The sequence below is a fragment of the Pseudomonas pohangensis genome, from assembly GCF_900105995.1.
Classification (GTDB): domain Bacteria; phylum Pseudomonadota; class Gammaproteobacteria; order Pseudomonadales; family Pseudomonadaceae; genus Aquipseudomonas; species Aquipseudomonas pohangensis.
Window position 1 is genome coordinate 909,057 of record NZ_LT629785.1, and the last position, 22,214, is coordinate 931,270.

A 22,214-nucleotide genomic window follows, 5' to 3' on the forward strand; every position below is an offset into this window, starting at 1 on the left:
TACCGTTATGTTAGTAACAAAACAGTTGCAGGACTCACCTGCCGGTGGGCGGGAGCTTCTGTGCAAGTTGAACCATGATGCGCTCAGGGATATATATGGTGACCGCCTGATACTGCTTGAGCTGCCGTCTCAACCGCTTCGCGGGTTGAAGTCTGCTATCAATGCTTTCAAGGGGCATATAGATGGCTTGAGTCAGCCGATAATAGAGAAGGCATTACAAACGATTCAGGTGGGAGGTGTCAGCAAGGTGTTTGTTGATGGCTCCAATCTCGGTGCATTCGTTAGCGCTGCCAAGCACAGATTCCCTGATGTGGAGGTTACTACCTTCTTTCACAATGCGGAGGCCCGGTTCTTCTGGGGTGCGCTGAAGCAAACCAAATCGCTACGTGCCCTGGCAGTATTGGTGGCGAATTACCTCGCAGAAAGGAAGGCTGTCCGTTATAGCGACAAGATCATTTGCTTGAATGAGCGAGATAGTCGCTTGCTTGGCAGGCTCTACGGTAGAGAGGCAACCCACCTATCAGCAATGGCACTCCAGGATAAACTGCCACTTGATCTCTGCTTGTCGCCGGTCGTCAAGCGTGAAAAGTTTGCCCTGTTTGTCGGTGGTGTGTTCTACGCCAACCGCGCGGGAATTGCCTGGTTCGTCAAGCATGTTGTGCCGCATATCAACATCAAGATATGCATTGTTGGCTGTGGGTTCGAAGACCTGAAGCCTGAACTGGAGCGTGATGGCAAGGTCGAGGTCATTGGTGCAGTAGAAAGCCTGGCGCAGTGGTACCTGGATTCACACTTCGTGATTGCCCCCATCTTCGATGGCTCAGGGATGAAGACCAAGGTTGCCGAAGCGTTGATGTTTGGTAAGAAGGTGGTTGGCACGCCGGAGGCATTTACCGGGTATGAAGCTATCACCAAGCAGGTGGGTTGGACGTGTACAACAGCCGATGAATTCATTGCCGCGATTGAGCGGGCCAATGAATCAATCACGCAGTCGTATGACGCGGACATGCGCGCGATCTATCTGGAAAAGTATTCGTACGCAGCAGCACGTTTGCGCATTAGTGAAGCTATGGATTCGGTTGTTCTGAGATGACTAAGAAGATATATTTTTTTATCGCAAGATACTCTATTTCAGGTGTTCCGCTCGCACAAATACGTTTGGCAAAATCTTGGCAGCGGCGCGGTTATCAAGTTGAGTTCGTTATTGGTTATGTTCCTCATGATCTTCTAGTTCCTGTTATTGAAGGTATTAATGTTGTAAATCTTGATGTGCAGCGCACCTATAAACTTCTGCTACCTATTTTTTCAATCATTCGTTCGAACAGGCCGGATGTAATATTTACCGCTGAAGATCATCTCAATGCAGTTGTGACGCTTGCCGTGATCCTTGCTGGCTCTAAGGCAAAGCTTAGCGCATCTTCCCGGGTTACTCCTTACGACACTTATTCAAATAAATTGTTTTCAAAGCGTTGGATTTTGAAGTGCTTTAGTATTTTTCTTCGAGCCAGAGTGGACGCACTTGTATGTGTTTCTGAGGATATGGTTAAGCAATATGAGGATGTATTTGGTCGGGCGAATTATCAATGTATTTACAATGTAATTTGCGACACGGACATGCCGCGAAAAATAAGTGAGCCGTTAGATGAGCCCTGGTTAACTGAAAGCCCCGTTCCGATTATTATAACTGCGGGCCGTCTTGCGCCTGAAAAAGGATTTTTTGATCTTATTCTTGCTGTAAAGGAGCTTGCCCAGCGCATCGAAGTGCGGCTTGCAATATTGGGTGATGGGCCATTGAGAGCGGACTTGGAAGCGCTTATTAAAAAGCATGGATTGACTGATTGTGTTCGTCTTCTTGGTTTTAAGGACAACCCACTTAAGTATTTCAGTAGGTCAAAAGTTTTTGTTCTGTCTTCTTATGTTGAGGGGCTTCCAAACGTGTTGGTAGAAGGTATGGCATGTGGCTGCACACCTGTTGCTACTGACTGCCCTACAGGGCCAAGAGAAGTACTTCAGGATGGTAAGTATGGGTATCTTGTCCCTATGAGCGACCCGGTTGCATTGGCTCTCGCAATAGAAAAGGCTTTGGCTAATCCTATGACACCTGCTCTGCTCGGTGAAGCTATTGCACCATTCACGGAGGACCAGGTTATCCGCAGGCATCAGAGTGTCCTTGGCATTTAGATAAGCCAAGCCTTTCGTTCAGTTAAGCCTTTGTGATTTTTTAGTCGAGAAATCTCTATGACCAGCTTGCTCGACAAGTGCAGTTTAAGCAAAGTGGTACACCTCATTCCCTATGATGGAATTGGCGGTGTTGAGGTTGCGGCCAAGTCATTGCCTGGTGGTATTCACGGATGCTTCGAGTTTCATAAGTATTTTCTTGCGGACAAGGGGAGGGCTGGAAAGGCCGCATTTCAGCATGCCGGTCTGTTAGCTTCAGTTAATGATCCACGCAATTTTATTCGCGCTATTTCTTGGCTTATTGAATTTAGGCCGAATCTTGTAATTGCATCGCTTTGGCGCAGTTGTGTGCTGCTCATACTGCTTAAAATTGTCCGCCCATGGACGAAGTCAGTTGTATTTCTTCATTTTGCAAACGATGTTCATTTTCTGGACAAGGTTTTTACCCGCATGGCTATGGCTATCGCGACTGAAATATGGACGGATTCCGAAGCAACGCGCCAAGCGCGGATACCCAAGCGGTTGCTTCACCGGAGCCGGGTAATTTCCTTCATGGTCGAGCCGGTATTGCAAAAAGCCATACCCATGGTGCGTCCAAAATTTATCTTTTGGGGCAGGCTGAATTCCCAAAAAGGGCTTGACCGGGCTCTTGAACTCTTTTCTCGGATAAAGTTTGAGTTTCCAGCTGCGAGCTTCGCAGTGATTGGCCCGGATGGGGGGCAAAGGAGCGATCTTTTAAAACAGGTTGACCGGCTAGGACTGAGACATGCGGTTGAGTTTCACGGCCCCATGTCTCGCTCACAAATCACCCAGCTAGCGGCAGAGCATTCCTTTTATCTGCAGACCAGCGTTATGGAAGGCATGGCGATGTCTGTTGTCGAGGCCATGCAGTTAGGGCTTGTGCCAGTGGTTACACCCGTAGGTGAGATTGCTAACTACTGTACGGATGGTGAGAGTGCAATCTTTGTCAGTGATATTCAGCAGGCAGTGCTGCGGATAGGTGCGCTACTTGAGCACCCTGCAGCTTTTTCACTTATGGCATCTGCAGCGCAGGCTCTCTGGCAAGGGAAACGGCTTTATCGTGACGATGTCCTTGCGGCTTGCAATGAGCTTTTGAATTCGAGGACTACTAGTTGAGCAGCATGACTAGGTTTTGGCAGGTACATTCTTGCGCCGTGGCCCTGTCGTTGCTGTCCTTTGGATAGATGAATAGATGAAAAAGAACCTTGATGATGCCACTGTAGATAGTTTCGGTGATGAGTGGTCGCGCTTTGATCAGGCCGAGCTCGACAATGAAGAGGCGTGTCGGATCTTCGATGAGTATTTTGCGGTTTTCCCTTGGGACTCCTTACCCGAGCATGCGACAGGTTTTGATATGGGCTGCGGTACGGGCCGCTGGGCAAGGTTGATGGCACCAAGAGTTGGGCATCTGCATTGCATTGATCCCTCGCGTGCGCTCGATGTTGCCAAGCGCATGCTGGCAGAGAATGCCAATGTCAGCTTTTTGCAGGGGGCAGTTGGCGATGGCGTGTTGCCCGCCAACAGTCAGGATTTTGGTTACTCCCTCGGGGTGCTTCACCACATACCGGACACTCTGGAAGGTATTCGTGCCTGCGTTGCACTGCTCAAGCCGGGTGCGCCCTTACTTGTGTATCTGTATTACGCCTTCGATAACCGCACAACCCTGTTCAAGTTGGCCTGGCGTTGTTCGGACTTGCTACGTCGAGGCGTGCACCGCTTGCCCTCCGGCCTGAAGAATCTGGTTACCGATGTACTGGCGGCCACGCTCTATTTCCCGCTGGCAAGGTTGTGCGGGCTTGTGGAACGTTCGGGTTTTAACGTCTCGAATATCCCGTTGTCTTATTACCGTAACCACAGCTTTTACACCATGCGCACCGATGCCAGGGATCGCTTTGGCACTCCGCTCGAGCAGCGATTTACCCGCGAGGAAATTCGGCGAATGATGCTCTCGGCGGGACTGCGCGACATCTGCTTTTCGGAGCGCGCGCCCTATTGGTGCGCTGTAGGTATCAAGGAATGATCAAGGCATTAAGGAGCAGGGGTGCTTTATGCTGATTCAATATATGGCCCGTAGCGCACCTACAAGTAAGAGTAAAGAAGTGCAGAAGCGTATCGAATGTGTGGTTTAAGCGGATTCCTCCAGGGGCGCTCCAGTAGCTTTTCGCTAGCAACGACTATCGAGGGTATGACCGAGCGACTGATTCATCGAGGCCCGGACGAGACGGGCGTCTGGGTCGATGAGTCTATTGGCCTGGCGTTGGGCCATCGGCGTCTAGCTGTCCTAGAACTTTCGCCTGCTGGTGCCCAACCTATGCACTCGGCTGGCGGGCGCTTTGTGCTGGCCTTCAATGGCGAGATCTACAATCACTTGGCATTGCGTGAGCAGCTTGCTGTTGAAGGGGCTACGCCTGCCTGGCTTGGACATTCGGATACCGAGACCTTGCTGGCGTGCTTCGAACGGTGGGGTATACAGAAAACGCTACAACAGACCGTAGGTATGTTCTCCATTGCCGTGTGGGATGTGCAGGGGCTGATATTGCACCTGGCGCGGGATCGCTTTGGTGAGAAGCCGTTGTATTACGGCTGGGTGGGGCAGGGCGGCGGGCGGGCTTTTGCCTTTGCTTCCGAATTGAAGGCGCTGCGTGCATATCCCGGTTTTGCCAACCCGATAAGCCGGGAGGCACTGGCACTGTATATGCGCTTCACCGTGGTGCCGGCACCGCACAGCATTTATCAGAGCATCTACAAGCTGGAGCCGGGTTGTTTGCTGAGCATCAGTGCGGATGCGGCGCCGGGTGACATGCCCGCTTTCGAGAAGCCGCTGCGCCCGCCGTTTGATCAGGAAGGGGTCACTTTGCAGCGCTGGTGGGCGCTGGGCGATGTGGTGCAGGCCGGTGCGCAAAGTCTCATTCGCGATGAAACCGAGGCGATCAGTACGCTGGAGCAGCGACTGGCTGAAGCCGTGCAGTTGCAGTCGCTGGCTGATGTGCCGCTGGGGGCGTTCCTGTCCGGCGGGATCGATTCTTCGATCATCGTTGCGTTGATGCAGCAGCAGGCCTCGCGGCCGGTCAAGACCTTTACCGTGGGTTTCGAAGAAGCGGGCTTCGACGAATCACCTCACGCCCGCGCGGTGGCGCAGCATCTGGGTACTGAGCACAGTGAGCTGTTTGTCACCTCGGCCCAGGCCCAGGCAGTGATCGCCGGACTGCCGGAAATGTATGACGAACCGTTTGCCGATTCATCGCAGATACCTACGCACCTGGTGTGCAAGGCGGCGCGCCAGCAGGTCACAGTGGCGCTGTCTGGGGATGCCGGGGATGAGCTGTTTGGTGGTTACAACCGTTATTTCTGGGGCCCGCGCATCTGGAGCCGGCTGGCCTGGATGCCAGCGCCGCTCAGACGGGCGCTGGGCGCTACAATTGCGGCATTGCCCGTGGCCGGCTGGAATGCGCTGGGTCGTCCGTTGAATGCTTTGCTGCCTTCGGGTAAGGGAATTGCTCGGGCTGGCGACAAGGCGCACAAGCTGGCTGCACGATTACATGGTGTGCGTGATCTGGATGATCTGTATCTGAGTCTGGTGTCCGAATGGCAGGACCCGGCACAGGTAGTGCGCGGTGTGGCTGGCGCTCGACTGGTTGAGCCGGCCAGCTTGCTGGATGATGTCTTGCCCGCTCATGGAGTGGAGCCGAGCCAGCTGCGCATGATGTACCGTGACAGCCTCACCTATCTGCCGGATGACATTCTGTGCAAGGTCGACCGGGCAGCCATGGCGGTGAGCCTGGAAACCCGCGTGCCGTTTCTCGATCACCGGGTGGCGGAGTTGGCCTGGCAGTTGCCGTTGGACATGAAGATTCGTGGAGGGCAGGGTAAATGGGCACTGCGGCAGGTGCTGTACAAATACGTGCCGCGCCAATTGATCGAGCGGCCCAAGGCGGGTTTTGCCATTCCGGTAGGTGAATGGTTGCGCGGGCCGCTGCGTGATTGGGCGGAAAGTCTGCTGGATGAGCAGCGCCTGCTAACGGAAGGCTATTTCTACCCGGCTCCGATCCGTAACCGCTGGGCCGAGCACCTGAGCGGTCGCCGCGACCATACAGCCAGCCTGTGGGCGGTGTTGATGTTTCAAGCCTGGCTGGAGCGGCAGTGATTCGGTTTTTGTAGGAGCGGGCTTGCCCGCGAAGCGCTTGTGCAGGCTGAATCGCGGGCAAGCCCGCTCCTACAGGGCCGGTGTGATCTTGATGGATCTGTGGTGGATACAAAGTGGGCAAGCCCGCTCCTACGGAAAAGCCCAAGATTGCACACGATGGCCATTGTGGGAGTGGCGCCTCGCCACGAAAGAGCTCGCGCCGGGTCGGTGCTCCCACAGGTGAGAAGGCATATTTGTTGTACTGGCGATTTCACGATTACATCGATTTCGATTAAATCAACGCTACTTTCACCAATAGAAGAATCAACCCTTTTGAATAGCAAACAATCCACATGACCGTTTACTGGTTGATGTTCTTGCTGGCGGTTGTGACCTGTGTGGTCAGCCAGCGCCGTGCCGGTATTGGCAGCAGTACCCATGTGCTGAAACTCGGGGCTGCTTGGTGGGCGGTGGTGCTCATTCTCACACTGTTGATCGGTTTTCGTTTCAAGGTGGGTGGTGATTGGGGTACCTATCTCGGTTATGTGATACGTGCTGGTAGATCGAGCTTTATGCACTCGTTGCGCGGCAGTGATCCGGGTTATCAGGTGCTCAACTGGCTGAGTGCGCAGCTGGGTTTTGGTATCTGGGGCGTTAACGTAGTGTGCGGGTTGATTTTCTCCATCGGCCTGGCCCGCTTTTGCCGGCATCTGCCGCGCCCCTGGCTGGCACTGGCAGTTGCCATGCCTTATCTGGTGATTGTGGTAGCCATGGGTTACACCCGGCAGGGCGTGGCGCTGGGGCTAGCCATGCTGGGGCTGGTAGCACTCAGTGGACGGCAGGTACGCTGGTTCGTAGTCTGGGTGATGCTTGCTGTCACCTTCCACAAGTCGGCCATTTTGCTGTTGCCGATTGCTGTACTGGCACATGCGCGCAATCGTTACTGGACAGCCGTGTGGGTGGGCGTGGTTAGCATCGTGGCGTATTACCTGTTTCTGGTTGATTCGGTTGATTCGCTGTACACCAACTATGTAGAAGCCCAGTACCAGTCCACGGGGGCTTTGATCCGCTTGTCGATGAATGCATTGCCGGCGGCGATTCTGCTGGTCTGGCGTAAGCGTTTCAATTTTCCCTTTGACGAGGCGAACCTCTGGCGCTGGTTCGCGATTATTTCCATTGTGCTGCTGGTATTGCTGCGGCTGACCCCAGCGTCTACCGCCGTGGACCGTGTGGCGCTGTACATGCTTCCGCTGCAGTTGGTGATATTTGCCTATCTGCCGGATGTGATTGCGCGCAACCAGCAGCAACGCAGTTTGCTGGTGATGGGGGTTTTGGCTTATTACGCGGCGGTGCAGTTTGTCTGGCTGAACTTTGCCGACAATTCTCTTTACTGGCTGCCGTACCGGTTTTATCTGTTGTAGGTTTGCTGCAAGAACGCAGGCGCCGTAGGAGCTGGCTTGCCTGCGATTGCTATTGTTTTGCAGGCATTGGCGTTTTGCTGGATATGGCTTCGCGGGCAAGCCCGCTCCTACGGGGACGTACTGCAGCAGTGCTGTTTGTAGGGGCTGGCATGCCTGCGATTGCTGTTGTTTTGCAGGCATTGGCGTTTTGCTGGGTATAGCTTCGCGGGCAAGCCCGCTCCTACGAAGAGCGGTGGGGGGCGGGGCATGTTCATACGAATTCGGGTTCATCTTTTGACTGGAACTGTGTTTTGAAAATCCTGCTGTTCGCCAACACCGAGTGGTATCTCTACAACTTCCGTCTTTCTCTGGCCATGGCCTTGCGCGACGCCGGGCATGAGGTGTTGCTGGTGTCGCCGCCGGGGCCCTATGGCGAGAAGTTGCAGGCGCTGGGGTTTCGCTGGTTGCCGGCGCCGATGCAGCGTCTGAGCCTGAATCCGCTGCGTGAGCTGGCGCTACTGTGGTGGCTTTACCGCTTGCTGCGCAACGAACAGGTCGATCTGGTGCACGGCTTTACCATCAAGTGCGTGGTGTATGGCGCGCTGGCCGCGCGGCTGGCGGGGGTGCCGGCGCGGGTCAGCGCGGTGGCTGGCATGGGTTATGTGTTTATCAGTGATTCGGCCAAGGCCAGGCTGTTGCGGCCATTGGTGCGCTTGCTGATGCGTGCCGCGCTGGATGGGCGTAATGCGCGGCTGATTCTGCAGAATCCGGATGACGTGGCCTTGTTCGAGCAGGCACGTCTGGTCAATCCGCAGCGCATCCGGCTGATTCCCGGCTCGGGAGTGAATTGCCAGCGCTTTGTGCCGCGTGCTGCTGAATTGCCCGCTGGCGAATTTCGCGTAGTGCTGCCGGCGCGTCTGTTGTGGGACAAGGGGCTGGCGGAATACGTGCAAGCGGCCCGGCTGTTGCGTGCCGAGGGGCGGGCGCTTGTCTTTCAGCTGGCGGGTGAGCCGGACGCGGGCAATCCGGCGTCGGTGCCTGCCGCTACGGTGCAGGGCTGGGTCGATGAGGGGCTGATCCAGTGGCTGGGGCATGTCGACGATATGCCGGCGCTGTTCCAGTCGGTCAATGCGGTGATTCTGCCCAGCTACCGCGAAGGGCTGCCAAAGGGACTGATTGAAGCGGGCGCCTGTGCGTTGCCATTGGTAACTACCGATGTGCCTGGTTGCCGGGAAGTAGTTGAGGATGGGGTAAACGGCTTGCTGGTGCTGGTGAAGGACGCAGCAGCATTGGCAGCGGCGATAGCCCGGCTGCAGGACGATCCTGATTTGTGCGCACGGCTTGGGCAGGCAGCACGCGCAAAGGCTCTGGCCGAGTTTGATGAGCGGATCGTGATTGCCCGCACTCTGGATGTGTATCGGGAGTTACTGGGCGAAGTTTGATTTTGTTGGTTTTATGCAACCGGTCCGTACTTTTGTGAGAGCGGCGACTCGCCGCGATTAAGCTCGAAGCTCGCGCCGAGGTCGGCCCTCCCACAAAAGCCTTGGTGTTGCACGACCTTGTAGGAGCTGGCTTGCCTGCGATGCCCGGCTTTTTGCTGCACAATTCGCGGGCAAGCCCGCTCCTACATGAACCTTTTGTGCTCTGTGGTTTGGGTAAGGGTACAAAGCTTTTGTGAGAGCGGCGACTCGCCGCGATAAAGCTCAAAATCTCGCGCCGAGGTCGGCCCTCCCACAGAAGCTCTGGTGTCGCACGACCTTGTAGGAGCTGGCTTGCCTGCGATGCTCTGCCTTTTGCTGCTCTATTCGCGGGCAAGCCCGCTCCTACGTGAGCCTTTGTGTTCTGTGGTTTGGGTAAGGGTACAAAGCTTTTATGGGAGCGGCGACTCGCCGCGATAAAGTCCAGGAACTCGCGCCGAGGTCGGCCCTCCCACAGCAGCTCTGGTGTCGCACGACCTTGTAGGAGCTGGCTTGCCTGCGATGCTCGGCTTTTTGCTGCACTATTCGCGGGCAAGCCCGCTCCTACATGAACCTTTTGTGCTCTGTTGTTTGGGTAAGGGTGCAAAGCTTTTGTGAGAGCGGCGACTCGCCGCGATTAAGTCCAGGAACTCGCTCCGGGTCGGTGCTCCCTCAGGAAAGGTCATTAGGTGAAATCTTTATCAGCGTCACCGTGGAAAGAGGCAAACAGATGAAGCGTCTGGGTTGGGCCGGGTTGGGGCTTGCGCTTGCCGTGCTGGCTACTGCGGTGCTGGTGCCGAATACAACGCTGGCCTGGCTGCGGGTTGAGAGCCCCTTGCTTTCCGAGGGCATCAATCGGGTCGAGGCACTGTGGCCGGCTGCCGATACGGTACACATGCTGGCCTTTGCGGTGCTGGGGGTGATTGCCCGGTTGGCCTTGCCGCGCACCCGTGCCGGCTGGATCATTCTTGGCGTTCTGCTGTTTTCAATCGTCACCGAGCTGCTGCAGTTCTATGTGCCGGGGCGCACGCCGCTGGTCTCCGACGTGCGCGACAATATGCTCGGTCTGGTGGCCGGGTTGGGTTTTATATCACTCATTCTGTGGCTGTATCGCCACCTCACGCAGCGCTTCGGATAACGGCATGGACACTCTGATCTACATCATCAGCAAACTGGTTGGCGCGCTGGTGCGCCCCGAGAGCTGGCTGATCATCGGTATGGGGCTGGCGCTGCTTGCCCTGTTGCTCAGACGTCTGCAGCTCGCCGGTTTTGTTCTGGGGCTTACTTTCTGTGCCACGCTGCTGGTGGCGATTTTTCCCCTTGGCGAACTGTTGCTGCAGCCGCTGGAAGCGCGCTATCCGGCCAATCCAACGCTGGAACAGGTGGATGGCATCATCGTGCTGGGTGGCGGCGAAGACCCGGCGAAAAGTGTCTTCTGGGGTCAGACTCAGTTGCGTGAAGGTGCCGAGCGCTACACCGCTGCGCTGGAGCTGGCCCGGCGCTTTCCGCAGGCACAGGTGCTGTTTGCTGGCGGCAAGGGCCAGTTGCGCGATCTGGCTGGTGGCGGGACAAGCGAAGGCAGTGTGGCGCAGGCCTTCTTTAGCGCTCAGGGTCTGGCTCCCGGGCGATTGCTGCTGGAGCAGGAATCACGCAATACCAGCGAGAATGCGAGCCATAGTTTCGTACTGGCCCAGCCAAAAGTCGGGCAGACCTGGGTGCTGGTCACCAGTGCTTTTCACATGCCGCGTGCGATGTACGCATTCACTCAGGCCGGCTGGCCGGGGCTGGTGGCATATCCGGTGGATTACCGCAGCGGCAAATTTGTCGATGGCATCGGCTGGGATCTTGCCGATAATCTGCGCGTACTGAACACGGCGCTGAAGGAGTATGTCGGGTTACTGGTGTATGGTGGCTGGCGCCGCGATGCACTGCCGGGGCAGGCCGGGTCTGAATAAGTGGCCTTGCCCCCGTGATGCTGGAAAACCGCTTTCGTAGGAGCGGGCTTGCCCGCGAAGCGCCCTCTGCCCAGGTATCCTGTCTTGCATGACCACCTGCATTGCATGGGTAAAGCCAATACCTGGTTGAGCAGGCCATTTGTGGGAGCGCCGCCTCGGCGCGAGCTGTTGATTGTCGGTAGGGTTGTGCCAGCTAAATTCGCGGCAAGGCGCCGCTTCCACAGAAAGCTTTGAGCTCTGTTTGTATGGAGAAAGCATGTTCGCCGTAGTATCCAATTTCTTTGGATCGTTGCTGATCTGCATGGCAGTCATTGCCCTGTTGCTGCCGCTGTCGCACCGTCTGGGCTGGCTGGACAAGCCCGATGCGCGCAAGCAGCACGAAGCCCCGACGCCGGCGATCGGTGGCTTTGGCGTGTTTCTGGGTATCGTGTTGCCGTTTCTGCTGGGCAATGGCCTGAGCGTCGAAACCCTGAGTTTTGTCGCGGGCGGCTTGCTGCTGGTGCTGGTTGGCGCGCTGGATGACCGCTTTCATATCAACTGGAAAATCCGCCTTGCCGTGCAGTTGCTGGCAACCCTGGTGATGATCTACGGCACCGGCGCACGCGCCGAGCATATCGGGCCGCTGTTCGGTTTTGGCGACATCGAGCTGGGTGCGTGGAGCGTGCCGTTCACCGTCTTTATTACGCTGTCGCTGATCAATGTGCTGAACATGTTTGACGGCATTGATGGCCTGATCGGCATGGTCACTGCGGCGGTGACTTCCATGTTCGTCTGCGCAGCGGTGTATTCCGGTGCCTACGACATTGCTGAAGGGCTGTTCTGCGCACTCGGGGCGCTGACGGGTTTTCTCTGGTTCAACCTGCGTCGCCCCGGGCAGGCCAGGGCGCGGGTGTTTCTCGGTGACGCCGGTAGCGGTTTCATCGGCTTCCTGCTGGCTTTCGTGATCTTCCGGCTGACGCAGAATCCCGGGCATCCGGTCAGCCCGGTGCTGGGCCCTTATCTGCTGGTGCCGCCGATTGTTGATGGTCTGGTAGTCATCGTGCACCGCGTGCGCAAGGGCATTTCACCCTTTGCGGCAGGCCGTGACCATGCCCATCATCTGATGCTGGATGCAGGTTTCAGCGTCACCCGGATTGTGGTGCTAATGACTGCGCTGACATTGGTCGCCGGCCTTTTCGGCGCCCTGAGCATGTTGCTTGATGTGCCAGCGCCGGTGCTGGTGATGCTCTACATCCTGATGACTTTCACCTGGTTCTGGATAACCGAAACCCGCGAGCGGGCCTTGCGTTTTCTTGGCTGGCTGCAGCGCAAGGTGATCGGGGGTGTGTCAGCTGTTGAGCAGTCTTCGTAAAACAGCTTGCTGCGTCCAACCATTCGCGGGCAAGCCCGCTCCTACACAAAACCACCAGTCCCGCACGGACCTGTAGGAGCGGGCTCGCCCGCGAATGCCTTTTGCTTCTGCCATTTCTAATGTGATGTTGCTCTGATGATGGTGCCAGGCTTCGCGGGCAAGCCCGCTCCTACGAGAAGGTGCTAACGCGCTCGGGCTTTGTAGGAGCTGGCTTGCCTGCGAAGAAAAGGTCAGAGCCATACAGCATCCCACAATGGGTAGTCACCGATCTGTTTGACCAATCCGGCGCGCAGTGGATTGGCGACTACATAGCGCGCCACCGCCCTCAAGTCTTCCTCCTGGCGCACGGCATGATCATGGTATCCAGGCTGCCAGAGGGGCCCTGTCCGCCCTGTCAGGCGGTTTAGCGCAAGGGCGCTGCGAGACTTTACCCTGCGCATCAGCGCGTCCAGCTTTCCGGCGTTGAGCTCAACCAGCCAATGCAGGTGATCCGGCATGATGACCCAGGCCAGCGACTGTATTTGTCCCGTAAGCGCTTCATCCCGCATGCCGCTCACTAGCAATCGCCCGAGCTGCCAGTTCCGGAATATGGGTTCTCGTTCTTTTACGACGGTAGTCAGCAGGTAGGTGCGGCCGATCTCTGAATGCCGGCCAGTTCTGAGGCGGTGTCCTTGAGCGTCATGAAATGCAGGCATTCCTTTGCCTCCTTCAATTACGTTGCAAAAATCACTTTAGCGTGGGTGGGCAAGGGCGCAAAACCAGCGTGGATTGTGCATGCCATTTGCGCTGTCAGTGCTCGCGGGCAAGCCCGCTCCTACGCAAAAGCGCTAACCCCGCACGGGCTTTGTAGGAGCGGGCTTGCCCGCGAATTGGGGCAACGTTAGCGGTCAAAGTGCCGTTTCCGGCGTCACCAGCGGTACATAGCCGCTGATATCGCCGCCGGTGATGATCTGCTCGTTGCAGGTCAGCCAGGCGTGGGCCTGGAAGGTGCCGTATTGGTCCTTGCGGGTGCCGATCATCAATGCGCTGGCAATGCCTTTGCGCTGCAGCCAGCGCTGGGCGGCCATGGCCTGGATGAAGCAATCAGCACGCCATGGCAGCCGCGCGGCTACGCGTGGAATGGCGAAGGCTACCCGCTGCGCAATGACTCCATCCCGGAGCGTTGCTGATGGCCTTGGCTGGCTGAACTGACGGGCTTGTTGCAGCAGTTGCCTGGGTTGTTGCGCTCCCAAGCGGTAGCGGGCCAGCGCCAGTTCCAGCATGGCACGCAGCAGGTCGTGCCAACCGCTGGGGCCCAGTCGCAGGACTCTCCCCATATCCTGCAGCAGGTGGCGAATCAACTGTTTAGCCACTGACCACGATGCCGTGGGTTTGCAGGTCGGTGAGAAAGCGCCGCAGATCGTTTTCGATTACTGCGGTTTCAACTTCGTACTCCGCGACCAGCAGAGGCACGATCTCTCTCGGCGTATGGTCTTCCTTGAGCAGCGCCCAGATGCGCGTGCCCACCGGGTCGAGGCCGTAGTAGGTGCCGTTGGCCAGATTCAGCAAAACGGTTTCGTCACCGACACTGCTTTCGATGGCCTGGTCGGAAGGGATCAGCGGGATGTCGAGAATATCCATCGGGTGAGCCTGCAAGAATGTTGGAAAGGTACAAGCCTTACTTTACCCCCTCTCCAGTCTGCGGGAGAGAGCTGGAATGAGTGCTTCAGATTATTCGTAGGCTGGGCTTCAGCCCATCAGGGCCTTGGTGCGGCATTGGTGGGCTGAAGCCCACCCTACGTTAAGGCAGATCAATAACGTCCGGCCAGCGCTGCGACGTGGTTGAGGGCGGTAGCATTGTCCTTGAAGCGTTCTGGAAATCGCTCCTGCAGAATGCTGGCGATCTCGCCGAGGGAGCGCTGGCCGTCCATCAGCGACAGCACCAGCAGGTCGGCTGCCTGGGCGGGTGACGGCTCCGGTACGTGGGTGTGCGCACGGCGGGCCAGGCTTTCCGGGGACATCACCTGGGCGAGAAAGCTGGATTGGCGCAAGGTCAGTTCCGGTCTGGCGGCATCGGCGCGGAACAGGCTGCTGGTCCAGGTCCAGACATAGCTGTCATCAACCAGATTGGCTTTGACCGACGCCTCGACGCGGTCACCTCTGATCATGACCAATGGTTGCTCGAACGGAAAGAACGCCTGTCCGTAGACCAGCCTGGGCTGCCCCGGCGCATTGGAGAAACCGATGCCGGGCGCCAGTTCGGCGTCGAACCAGATCAGCAGGCCATGGGCGGTGCCGTCCTTTTCTGCCTTCAGCGTCACCGTACCGGCCATGTTCGGCTCGGTAATGCTGCGGTAATCAAGCACAGCCAGTTCAGCGCTGGCCGAGAGCAGCTGTTCAGGCTTGAGATTGGCCTTGCTCCAGCTGTTCACGGCATAACGATGCCCTGCGCGCAGGTCCAGCCCGTAGTCATTCTGCAGCCAGGGTTCCGTGCAGGGCTGGTAGCTTTCCGGATGTTCTGCCAATGCCGCGAATAGCGTGTCGCGCATCGGGATAAGTGTGCCACCCGGCGCCAGCAACCGCTCGCGGGCATCGCAGATGGTGGGGATGTGGTGCTCGAACAGCGGCATTACGCCACGAATGTCGGAGACAATGACATCAGCCTTTTGCTCAGGCACATGTTCGGTGGACAGTCCCTGAACCATCTTGATGCGCTCGCTAAAACCATTGGCCGCAGCGGTTTCGCGCAGCAGCATCAAAGCATCTGCCGGCTCGATGGCGGTCACCGTGCCGGCGCCGTACTGGCAGGCAAGCAGCGAGAAAATGCCGGTGCCGGCACCGATGTCGATCACCGTGCAACCCGGTGTGATCGCCTGGCGCAGGGCTTCGGCATAGGCCGGCATGCGCGGCTGGTTGGTGATCATGTCGCCGTAGGATGTTACCGAGTAGAGGGTAGGGCCGCTCATAGGGAGTCTGTGTCTGTTTTCCGAGGGAGGCATTCTGCCATCTGTGTGCGAATTTTGGCATGCACTTGCGGCAGGCTGGCGTAGTCACGCGGATAGCTCAGGGCAAAGGAGGGAATCTGGTTGGCCAGCGCCGAGGCCTGCTGCAGCTTGCCGCGTGCCAGCAGCGAGTCCGTCGGATCCAGACTGAAGCTGTTGCGAATCAGGGCGATACAGCTTTCAGCCGGCGACATCCGGCGCAGAGTGATTTCCTGGTCGCTGGATGGCGGCTCCAGAAAAAACAGCGCGCCCAGTTGTTGTGGGGACGTGTTCTGGTTCTCCGGAACGGCAATCGTCAGCCGTTGCTTGCTGCTGTAATGGGCCATCGGCCGGGTTTCGGTCTGCGCCGGAAACAGCGAAAGCAGCGAGTCGGGCAGCAGGCGCAGGCCACGATAGAGTGACTGCCCATAAAAGCTGCCGTGATCGGCACTGACCAGCAATGCATCATCCCCCAGCAATGATGCACCGGCCTGATACAGGCTGGCGACCAGGGTCGATTTACCCAAGCCGGATTCACCAAGGAACAGCGCCAGGCGGCCTTCGATGGCTACTGCTCCCGCATGAACTACCAGTTGCCCCTCATGGGCCAACAGGCGCGGAAAGACCTGATCGTGAAGCAGATGCTCAAGGGTGGCGGGCGTGCTGTCCGGTGACAGCGCATGCATGTGGATGGTTTTTTGCTGAGGATCGATTAGCGCTACAGCCTCGTCCCAGAATTGCAGCTGGTACTCGATTTCGGTGTCTGAGCCATACTGCATGAGGGTCAGGCCATCATCGTCGGTCCAAAGCAGTTTGGAGGCTGTTGCCGAAGTTGGCTGGCCCACTGGAGAACCGAAGCTGACCTGCCAGTCGGTTGCTAGATCAATCTTGAGCATGGCGTTGTATGTCGGGGAGAGCGGTGGGCATAGGTGTTGAGGCTTTCAATCGGATGTGATGGTAAATAGATACATTCTTTGTGGGAGCGGCGACTCGGCGCGAGCTGTTGACTGTTATCGCGGCGAGTCGCCGCTCCCACAAAGCTGGTGAAATTGACTGTTACTAAGAGGGGGGCCGGACTCGGAGTGTTGCAACAATCAAAACCGGTTCAGCTCATTTGCCTGCAAACGGTCACTCCATTCATGTTAGTCATGCAGCCTTCTCTACCATTCTTGGAACCTGCTGTGGTCAGGAGCACCATTCCGCCATATATAAGCAGTTGCGGTGCTTTATAGGCGTATTTCAGTCTGGATCTATTGGAGTGTTGGTTGCTCATGATATTTCGGCAGGTTGGAGATTCAGAGTAAAAAATTAGGTGTCACCGGATTATATTTCAGGTTCTGCCTCTGTCTTCCCTGGCTTTAGGTGCGTTGCCTATCACTCTGACCGTTACCTTGAGGATTGCCCCTTTCAGCATCACCTTTGCTTCCAGATGCTGTCGTTTCGGCCATGCCCCCATACACCATCAGTTGTGGTGGTTTGTAGGGGCTTTTCCGGTTGGCAGTGTTCGTTGGCTGGTGGTTCATGGTGCTTCAGGGGTGGATGTTTTCAGAGACTGGGAAAGAAGAGTACAGGAGATTGCACTTATCGTTTTCGCACCAGCTTCAGGGCGTCCCGGATTGTTTACCACGCAGACCGTGAGAACCATTAATTGGATGGCGTGCCTAAGTGCTGCATAGGAAACATCAAATGTCTTTGTAGGCGTTCTGTACTATGAGCGTTGGTATTCCATACAAAAATTCGTCATGGAGGCCCAGCCATTAGGTGGTGTACACGCACCGAGAAAAACAGATTCAGCAGTACTCCCCGTTCCTGAGGCAGTAAACTTCCTCATCTCCCCATAAATAATCAGGGTAGGGGTCGAATATAAAGCGAATTTTTCTGTTAGTTCTTTTTTATTTGGCTGCGTCATAACTGCGCTCTAAAATTATCTCAGCGGGTCTGTGCTTCCCGTCAATTTGGCGTTTTGCACCCACCAGTTGGTCAGGAACAAAGCCATCATTCGTTCGAACTCTAAGGGCTCAGCTGGAATATGTCCACTTGCATCCAGTATGTTCGGCTTGAGCCAGGGGTTGATAGCTTCTGTATCTGATGGCTGAGAACTTTTCCAGTCCGGACAGTAATCCAGCAAGCGCGTGGTAAAGGTCCAGCCCAGATGTTGTTTGCCGCGTCGCCAGCGCACAGCATCGGGCAGCAGGCCCTGCATGGCCCGGCGCAGCAGGATTTTCGGCCAACCGCCAGATTCCAGCTGGCTGCCGGGTAGCGACAGGCAGAAATTCACTACCCGTAGGTCCATAAATGGATCGCGCGGTTCGATGCCCAGCGCGGCGGCGGTGCGGTCGTAGCGTTCGCGGCCGACCACCAGATGGCTCTGGCTCAGCGCGTTTACCCGGGTGCGGGCAAAGTCGATGCGTTCAATCAGTCCATGGCTGCGGTTCTGTTCGACCCGTGCGGCGAGGTTGACCCGTTTGGCCAGTGCCGGGTTCATTAGCGGATTTGGCGTGACCTGGCTGGGATCGCGTAATCGGTTACGCAGACGGCGTGCCCAGTTGGGTGTGATAGCGCGACGAATGTACAACAGCAAGGGCCTTAGCCAGCCGCTGCCATCGCCCCAGAAACGGGCCTCGCCGCGCGCATCCCGGATGGCTTGCAGCCAGTGGCCGCTGCGCAGCAGCTGGATGATGCGGTCGCTGTAGGACAGCATCACATCACCGGCAACGCCATCGAGCATGACCTTGATGCCGTTGCGCTGGGCGCGCAGGTAGACCGCACGGATCAGGTTCATCTGTGCGTCAAAGGGTTCATCGACTTCTTTCAGCAGACGCAGCAGCTCTTCGGCATCCGGCTGCATTTCTGCCCAGCTGATCAGATGCGGCTGTATACCGGGCACCTTGATTGATTCGAAGATGGTGCGGGTTTCGATGCAGCTTTCAGGGTCGGGGCCAACTGCGGAAAAAGTCTGTAGCGGGCCGCTTCCAGCCGCCTGCAAAAGGCGTGTGGCTACGGCCACTACCGAGCCGGAGTCCATGCCGCCGGAGAGCATCGAGCCGACCGGACCGGCACTGCGCAAACGGCTTTTTACGGCCTGGGTAAATACCTTGAGAAAGGCATCGACGTAAGCCTGATCGCTATCCAGCTTCAGCAGCGGTTGTGGTTGTAGTTCCCAGTAGCGGCGGATGTTCAGGCCGCTGGCATCGACGCTCAGGCAGTGTGCCGGCGGCAGGCGGTAGACTTCTTCGAAGAAGGTCGAGGTCAGGTCGATTGGCTCCAGATAGTCTTCGATAAAGTCGGCGATGCGCCCTTCGTTGATCCGTCGCGGCACGCCGGGCGCCTTGAGCACGGCGCGTGGTTCGCTGGCAAAGGCGAACAGCTTGCCCGGCACATGGCTGTAAATCAGCTGACGCATGCCCATCTGGTCGCGGGCGGCGAACAGCCGCTGGCTGCGTGGATCCCAGATGGCGAAGGCGAAGTCGCCGAGCAGATGCTGCAGGCAGGCTTCGCCCCATTGCAGGTACGCGCGCAGCAGCAATTCGCCATCGCCGATCACACGGCTTACTTCGTTTAGGCCCAAAGCGGGAAGCAGTTCTTCACGGTTATCCAAGCGTACATCGGCGGTGATGCAGCAGCCGCTGGCCGGATCGAGGAACGGTAGGCTTTCATGCAGAGCTTCGGGCGTGGTGGCTAGCAGGGTGTGACCCAGTGCAACCGGGCCGTCCTGATAATGATGGGTGCCATCCGGGCCGCGCCGTTGCAGGGGTGCGCTCATGGCTTCGATCTGGCCGGGCTGGGGCGTAGTGCCATCCAGGAAAAACAATCCGCAGATACCGCTCATGTATTGGTTTCCGTTGTTTCGACCAGCACGCCGCTTTCCATGCGCAGGATGCGTTGGGCCAAAGCCAGGCTGGCCGGGCGATGGGTGATGAGGATCACTGTGCGGTCGTGCAGGGCATCAGCGCAGGCTTCGACGAAGGCACTTTCGCCTTCCAGGTCATACATTGAGGTGGCTTCATCGAGAACCAGAATCGGCGGGTCCTTGACGAAGGCGCGGGCCAGGGCGATGCGCTGGCGCTGGCCGCCGGACAGGCGCACGCCGTGATCACCGATCTGCGTGTCGAAGCCTTGTGGCAGATGCTGAATGAATTCCCAGGCCTGGGCCAGGCGTGCGGCCTTTTCGATCTGCGCATCAGTGGCGCCGGGCAGGCCGTAGGCAATATTGGCGCGCACGCTGCCGTTGAACAGCAATGCACGCTGCGGTACCACGCCGATCTGCCGGCGCAGGTCCTTGAGGTTGATGCCGGCGATGTCCTGACCGTCAAGCAGGATGCGCCCGGCGCCGGGTTCGTACATGCGCAGCAGCAGGGCGATCAGGGTGCTTTTGCCGGCGCCGTTGGGGCCTGTCAGGGCCACGGTTTCGCCGGGACGGATCAGCAGGTCGATACCGTGCAGGGTGGTGTCGCGGCCGGGGTAGGCAAAGCGCAGGCCTTCCACGCGAATCTCGCCCTCGGCGCGCTCCAGCTTTCCAGTTGCCGAGTAGCCGGTTTCGGGCTTTTCGCGCAGCACGCTCTGCAGGCGCGCCAGAGTGCCGCGGGTGGTCTGGATCTGTCCGTAGAGGTTGGCCAAAGTGCCAACCGGCTGGGTCAGTAGCGCCGCGTAGAACAGAAAACTGAACAGCTCGGCAGGACTCAGGCTACCGGCGTGTACGCTTTTGCCCGCGAAAAACAGCAGCAGTACGGCAGCCGCGGCGGCGACCAGGCCGATCAGCGGCTCCATGGCGGCGTAGATGCGGTTTTCTTTCAGCGTCAGCTGCATGGCGTGGTCGATATGCGTGCGGTAGCGCTGCGATTCCTCGCGCTCGCGGGTAAAGCTTTTCAGCGCCGGCAGCATCTCCAGATTTTCTTCGGCCAGCCCGACCACCCCGGCCTCGGCCTGTTGCAGCTGTTGCGCCAGCCCGCGCAGGCGCCGGCCGACGATTTTCAGGATCAGATAGAAGGCCGGTACCAGCAGCGGCACCAGCAGGGCCAGCAGCGGATCAATGCGCAACATCAGCACACAGGCGCCGAGCACGGTGAGCAACAGCGGCGGAATGCTGATCAGGGTGCTGCTGAGAAACTGGCTCAGGCGCGCCACTTCATAGGTCATCAGCGCCAGTGTGTCACCCTGGCGGTGCGCCTGGTGAAAGGCCAGCGGCAGGCTCTGTAGGTGGTCATACACACGCTGGCGCAGGTCGGCGAGCATGCGTGCCGAGACGGCCCCGGAAAGATTGGCGACGATGATTTTCAGCAGGGTGATCAGCAGCAGTGCCAGCAACAGCCAGCCGACCAGCTTGCCCAGATCCTGCGCCTGCTCACTGAAAATGCCACCGAGCATCTGTCCGGCCAGCCAGGGTACGGCCAGGGTCACTGCCGAGCTGGCCAGCATCAGCGCTGCGACCAAGGCAAGACGCCCGCGATAGGGTGCGGCGTAGGTGAGCAGGCTGCGCAGTTGCATCAGTGCTTCATTCCTTTGGGGCGCGGCCGGAGAAAGTCCAGCAGCCGGCGCAGGTGCAGCAACAGCAGTGGTGAGTTGCGCATGCGTGGGTACTTCTCGCGCAGGAAGCTGGCCGAAGGCAACAGGCGCAGGCGGATAAAACGCAGTTTGCGCTGCAGGCCCGGAATCGCACGCAGATCCAGCAGTGCCCGGCGTACCTGGCGCCCGCCCAGCAGGTAACTGGTGGCGTGCTGCCCGGGCGCTGTACGCAGGCGCGCCATTGCGTCTGCTGGCAGTGGTGTGCCGAGCCGCGATTGAGCAATTTCCAGACCATTCAGGCAGACCCCGGCACTGCCGTTTGCAATGGCGATCTGGCACAGCTGCGCCCAATCCGCTGGCGTCAGCGCACTGGCCAGCAGATGTATGTCGTTGGCCCAGATCAGCCGGTCGCCGCCGTAATAAGTCACGCCATCCACATGGTAGGGCGTACTGATGTGCTGGGCGCGGTGCAGGCAGGCATGCAGCAGGGCTCTTGGCCGGTCCAGTCCGCGTGCGGCCGGGTGCAGTTTTGCTAACGGCAGCGAATGGGCTGCGCACTGGTTGAAATCGAACAGCTCCTGCAGCGCCAGCGAGTTCAGGGCCCGCCAGTGCAGGTCGATGTCGTGGCGGCTGCCGTCTGGCGTGACCAGTTCCCAGAGCTCCTGCAGGTTCAGGTCTTCCAGATCTTCGTGTTGCTCGCTGAGCAGTTGATAGCCGAGGCCGGCCAGCAACTCGCGGGCTCGCGGCACATCCTGCACCGCGATAAACAGATCGCTATCGCCACGGGCACGGCTGGCGGGTGTGGCATAGAGGTCATAGGCAAAGGCGCTGCCCTTGAGAATCAGCGGCTGAATGCCGGCCTGGCTGAAGGCTTTGAGCAGTTCGCCGAGCACGATCCTGTGGCGCATTTCCCACATGGTCAGGGCGATGCTCTGCTCGCGCAGGGCCGCGAGTACACTCTGCGGCCAGTTGAGCAACTGTGCGGACTGTTCAAACAGCAAGCCGGCGATGCCGTGATAAATCACCCGCTGCACAAGCAGCAGTTGCTCTTGGCTAGTCTGCCATTCTGCCGGCCACGGTGACGCTTCACCGGCCAATGTGCGGGCCAGCAGATTGTCGATCGTCGCCGTCTCAGGCACTGTCGGTTGCCGGATTTTTTGGCCGCGCAACATCAGCGCAGCAGAATGACGGGCAGGTAAAAACCCACATGGGCGCAACACTCTATCTGTAAGTTGGTGGAGGGCAACTCGGGCCGCCCCGAAGCGGC

At 58.1% G+C, this 22,214-nt stretch carries 18 protein-coding genes; 10 read left to right on the top strand and 8 right to left on the bottom strand.

Annotated elements, in window-relative coordinates:
- The first annotated feature begins 7 nt into the window (after window positions 1-7).
- From BLT89_RS04305 to BLT89_RS04350, 10 genes are all read left to right on the top strand, one after another.
- Entirely contained in the window at window positions 8-1,093 is a 1,086-nt protein-coding gene (locus tag BLT89_RS04305; protein WP_157718785.1) for a glycosyltransferase, read from the top strand.
- Window positions 1,090-2,181 (top strand): glycosyltransferase, encoded by a 1,092-nt coding sequence (locus tag BLT89_RS04310; protein WP_090193263.1) that lies wholly within the window; start codon window positions 1,090-1,092, stop codon window positions 2,179-2,181. The genes BLT89_RS04305 and BLT89_RS04310 overlap by 4 nt, the downstream gene beginning before the upstream one ends.
- Before the next feature lie 57 nt (window positions 2,182-2,238).
- Entirely contained in the window at window positions 2,239-3,315 is a 1,077-nt protein-coding gene (locus tag BLT89_RS04315; RefSeq protein ID WP_090193264.1) for a glycosyltransferase family 4 protein, read from the top strand.
- A gap of 76 nt (window positions 3,316-3,391) precedes the next feature.
- A complete protein-coding gene (locus BLT89_RS04320; protein ID WP_090193265.1) occupies window positions 3,392-4,219 on the top strand; it encodes a class I SAM-dependent methyltransferase in 828 nt (275 codons plus the stop codon).
- Window positions 4,220-4,315: 96 nt separating this feature from the next.
- Window positions 4,316-6,343: an asparagine synthase (glutamine-hydrolyzing) gene (gene asnB / locus BLT89_RS04325; protein ID WP_090193266.1), complete on the top strand. Its 2,028-nt coding sequence runs from the start codon at window positions 4,316-4,318 to the stop codon at window positions 6,341-6,343.
- A 332-nt stretch (window positions 6,344-6,675) separates the two neighbouring features.
- A complete protein-coding gene (locus tag BLT89_RS04330) occupies window positions 6,676-7,743 on the top strand; it encodes an EpsG family protein (RefSeq protein WP_090193267.1) in 1,068 nt (355 codons plus the stop codon).
- A gap of 290 nt (window positions 7,744-8,033) precedes the next feature.
- Window positions 8,034-9,164 carry a glycosyltransferase family 4 protein gene (locus BLT89_RS04335; protein ID WP_090193268.1) on the top strand — a complete coding sequence of 377 codons (1,131 nt, stop codon included), beginning with the start codon at window positions 8,034-8,036 and terminating at the stop codon, window positions 9,162-9,164.
- A gap of 745 nt (window positions 9,165-9,909) precedes the next feature.
- Window positions 9,910-10,317 carry a VanZ family protein gene (locus tag BLT89_RS04340; RefSeq protein WP_157718786.1) on the top strand — a complete coding sequence of 136 codons (408 nt, stop codon included), beginning with the start codon at window positions 9,910-9,912 and terminating at the stop codon, window positions 10,315-10,317.
- 4 nt (window positions 10,318-10,321) lie between these two features.
- Window positions 10,322-11,134, top strand: coding sequence for a YdcF family protein (locus BLT89_RS04345; RefSeq protein WP_157718787.1), 813 nt, complete (start codon window positions 10,322-10,324; stop codon window positions 11,132-11,134).
- A 256-nt stretch (window positions 11,135-11,390) separates the two neighbouring features.
- Window positions 11,391-12,485 (top strand): glycosyltransferase family 4 protein, encoded by a 1,095-nt coding sequence (locus BLT89_RS04350; protein ID WP_090193271.1) that lies wholly within the window; start codon window positions 11,391-11,393, stop codon window positions 12,483-12,485.
- A 230-nt stretch (window positions 12,486-12,715) separates the two neighbouring features.
- Here the strand turns inward: BLT89_RS04350 and BLT89_RS04355 are convergent, their stop codons facing one another.
- From BLT89_RS04355 to BLT89_RS04390, 8 genes are all read right to left on the bottom strand, one after another.
- Window positions 12,716-13,180, bottom strand: coding sequence for an REP-associated tyrosine transposase (locus BLT89_RS04355; protein WP_090193272.1), 465 nt, complete (start codon window positions 13,178-13,180; stop codon window positions 12,716-12,718).
- A gap of 192 nt (window positions 13,181-13,372) precedes the next feature.
- Entirely contained in the window at window positions 13,373-13,837 is a 465-nt protein-coding gene (locus BLT89_RS04360) for a lasso peptide biosynthesis B2 protein (protein ID WP_090193273.1), read from the bottom strand.
- Window positions 13,830-14,105: a PqqD family protein gene (locus BLT89_RS04365; RefSeq protein ID WP_090193274.1), complete on the bottom strand. Its 276-nt coding sequence runs from the start codon at window positions 14,103-14,105 to the stop codon at window positions 13,830-13,832. Before BLT89_RS04365 ends, BLT89_RS04360 begins: the two co-directional genes overlap by 8 nt.
- A gap of 170 nt (window positions 14,106-14,275) precedes the next feature.
- Complete coding sequence (locus tag BLT89_RS04370; protein WP_157718788.1) at window positions 14,276-15,430, bottom strand: 50S ribosomal protein L11 methyltransferase; 1,155 nt, start codon at window positions 15,428-15,430, stop codon at window positions 14,276-14,278.
- The gene (locus tag BLT89_RS04375) at window positions 15,427-16,341 is read right to left on the bottom strand and encodes a phosphoenolpyruvate carboxykinase (ATP) (protein WP_090193276.1); all 915 of its coding nucleotides are present in this window, start codon (window positions 16,339-16,341) and stop codon (window positions 15,427-15,429) included. Before BLT89_RS04375 ends, BLT89_RS04370 begins: the two co-directional genes overlap by 4 nt.
- Before the next feature lie 1,028 nt (window positions 16,342-17,369).
- A complete protein-coding gene (locus BLT89_RS04380) occupies window positions 17,370-19,274 on the bottom strand; it encodes an asparagine synthase-related protein (RefSeq protein WP_090193277.1) in 1,905 nt (634 codons plus the stop codon).
- The gene (locus BLT89_RS04385) at window positions 19,271-20,929 is read right to left on the bottom strand and encodes an ABC transporter ATP-binding protein (protein WP_090193278.1); all 1,659 of its coding nucleotides are present in this window, start codon (window positions 20,927-20,929) and stop codon (window positions 19,271-19,273) included. The genes BLT89_RS04380 and BLT89_RS04385 overlap by 4 nt, the downstream gene beginning before the upstream one ends.
- Window positions 20,929-22,086, bottom strand: a complete 1,158-nt coding sequence (locus BLT89_RS04390) for a nucleotidyltransferase family protein (protein WP_157718789.1) — start codon at window positions 22,084-22,086, stop codon at window positions 20,929-20,931. The genes BLT89_RS04385 and BLT89_RS04390 overlap by 1 nt, the downstream gene beginning before the upstream one ends.
- Window positions 22,087-22,214 lie beyond the last annotated feature (128 nt).

Bases quoted from the DNA above. Each gene is read 5' to 3' on its own strand.
- BLT89_RS04305 (WP_157718785.1), top strand. From the start codon at position 8: ATGTTAGTAACAAAACAGTTGCAGGACTCACCTGCCGGTGGGCGGGAG.
- BLT89_RS04310 (WP_090193263.1), top strand. From the start codon at position 1,090: ATGACTAAGAAGATATATTTTTTTATCGCAAGATACTCTATTTCAGGT.
- BLT89_RS04315 (WP_090193264.1), top strand. From the start codon at position 2,239: ATGACCAGCTTGCTCGACAAGTGCAGTTTAAGCAAAGTGGTACACCTC.
- BLT89_RS04320 (WP_090193265.1), top strand. From the start codon at position 3,392: ATGAAAAAGAACCTTGATGATGCCACTGTAGATAGTTTCGGTGATGAG.
- asnB (WP_090193266.1), top strand. From the start codon at position 4,316: ATGTGTGGTTTAAGCGGATTCCTCCAGGGGCGCTCCAGTAGCTTTTCG.
- BLT89_RS04330 (WP_090193267.1), top strand. From the start codon at position 6,676: ATGACCGTTTACTGGTTGATGTTCTTGCTGGCGGTTGTGACCTGTGTG.
- BLT89_RS04340 (WP_157718786.1), top strand. From the start codon at position 9,910: ATGAAGCGTCTGGGTTGGGCCGGGTTGGGGCTTGCGCTTGCCGTGCTG.
- BLT89_RS04345 (WP_157718787.1), top strand. From the start codon at position 10,322: ATGGACACTCTGATCTACATCATCAGCAAACTGGTTGGCGCGCTGGTG.
- BLT89_RS04350 (WP_090193271.1), top strand. From the start codon at position 11,391: ATGTTCGCCGTAGTATCCAATTTCTTTGGATCGTTGCTGATCTGCATG.
- BLT89_RS04355 (WP_090193272.1), bottom strand. From the start codon at position 13,180: ATGCCTGCATTTCATGACGCTCAAGGACACCGCCTCAGAACTGGCCGG.
- BLT89_RS04365 (WP_090193274.1), bottom strand. From the start codon at position 14,105: ATGGATATTCTCGACATCCCGCTGATCCCTTCCGACCAGGCCATCGAA.
- BLT89_RS04370 (WP_157718788.1), bottom strand. From the start codon at position 15,430: ATGAGCGGCCCTACCCTCTACTCGGTAACATCCTACGGCGACATGATC.
- BLT89_RS04375 (WP_090193276.1), bottom strand. From the start codon at position 16,341: ATGCTCAAGATTGATCTAGCAACCGACTGGCAGGTCAGCTTCGGTTCT.
- BLT89_RS04380 (WP_090193277.1), bottom strand. From the start codon at position 19,274: ATGAGCGGTATCTGCGGATTGTTTTTCCTGGATGGCACTACGCCCCAG.
- BLT89_RS04385 (WP_090193278.1), bottom strand. From the start codon at position 20,929: ATGCAACTGCGCAGCCTGCTCACCTACGCCGCACCCTATCGCGGGCGT.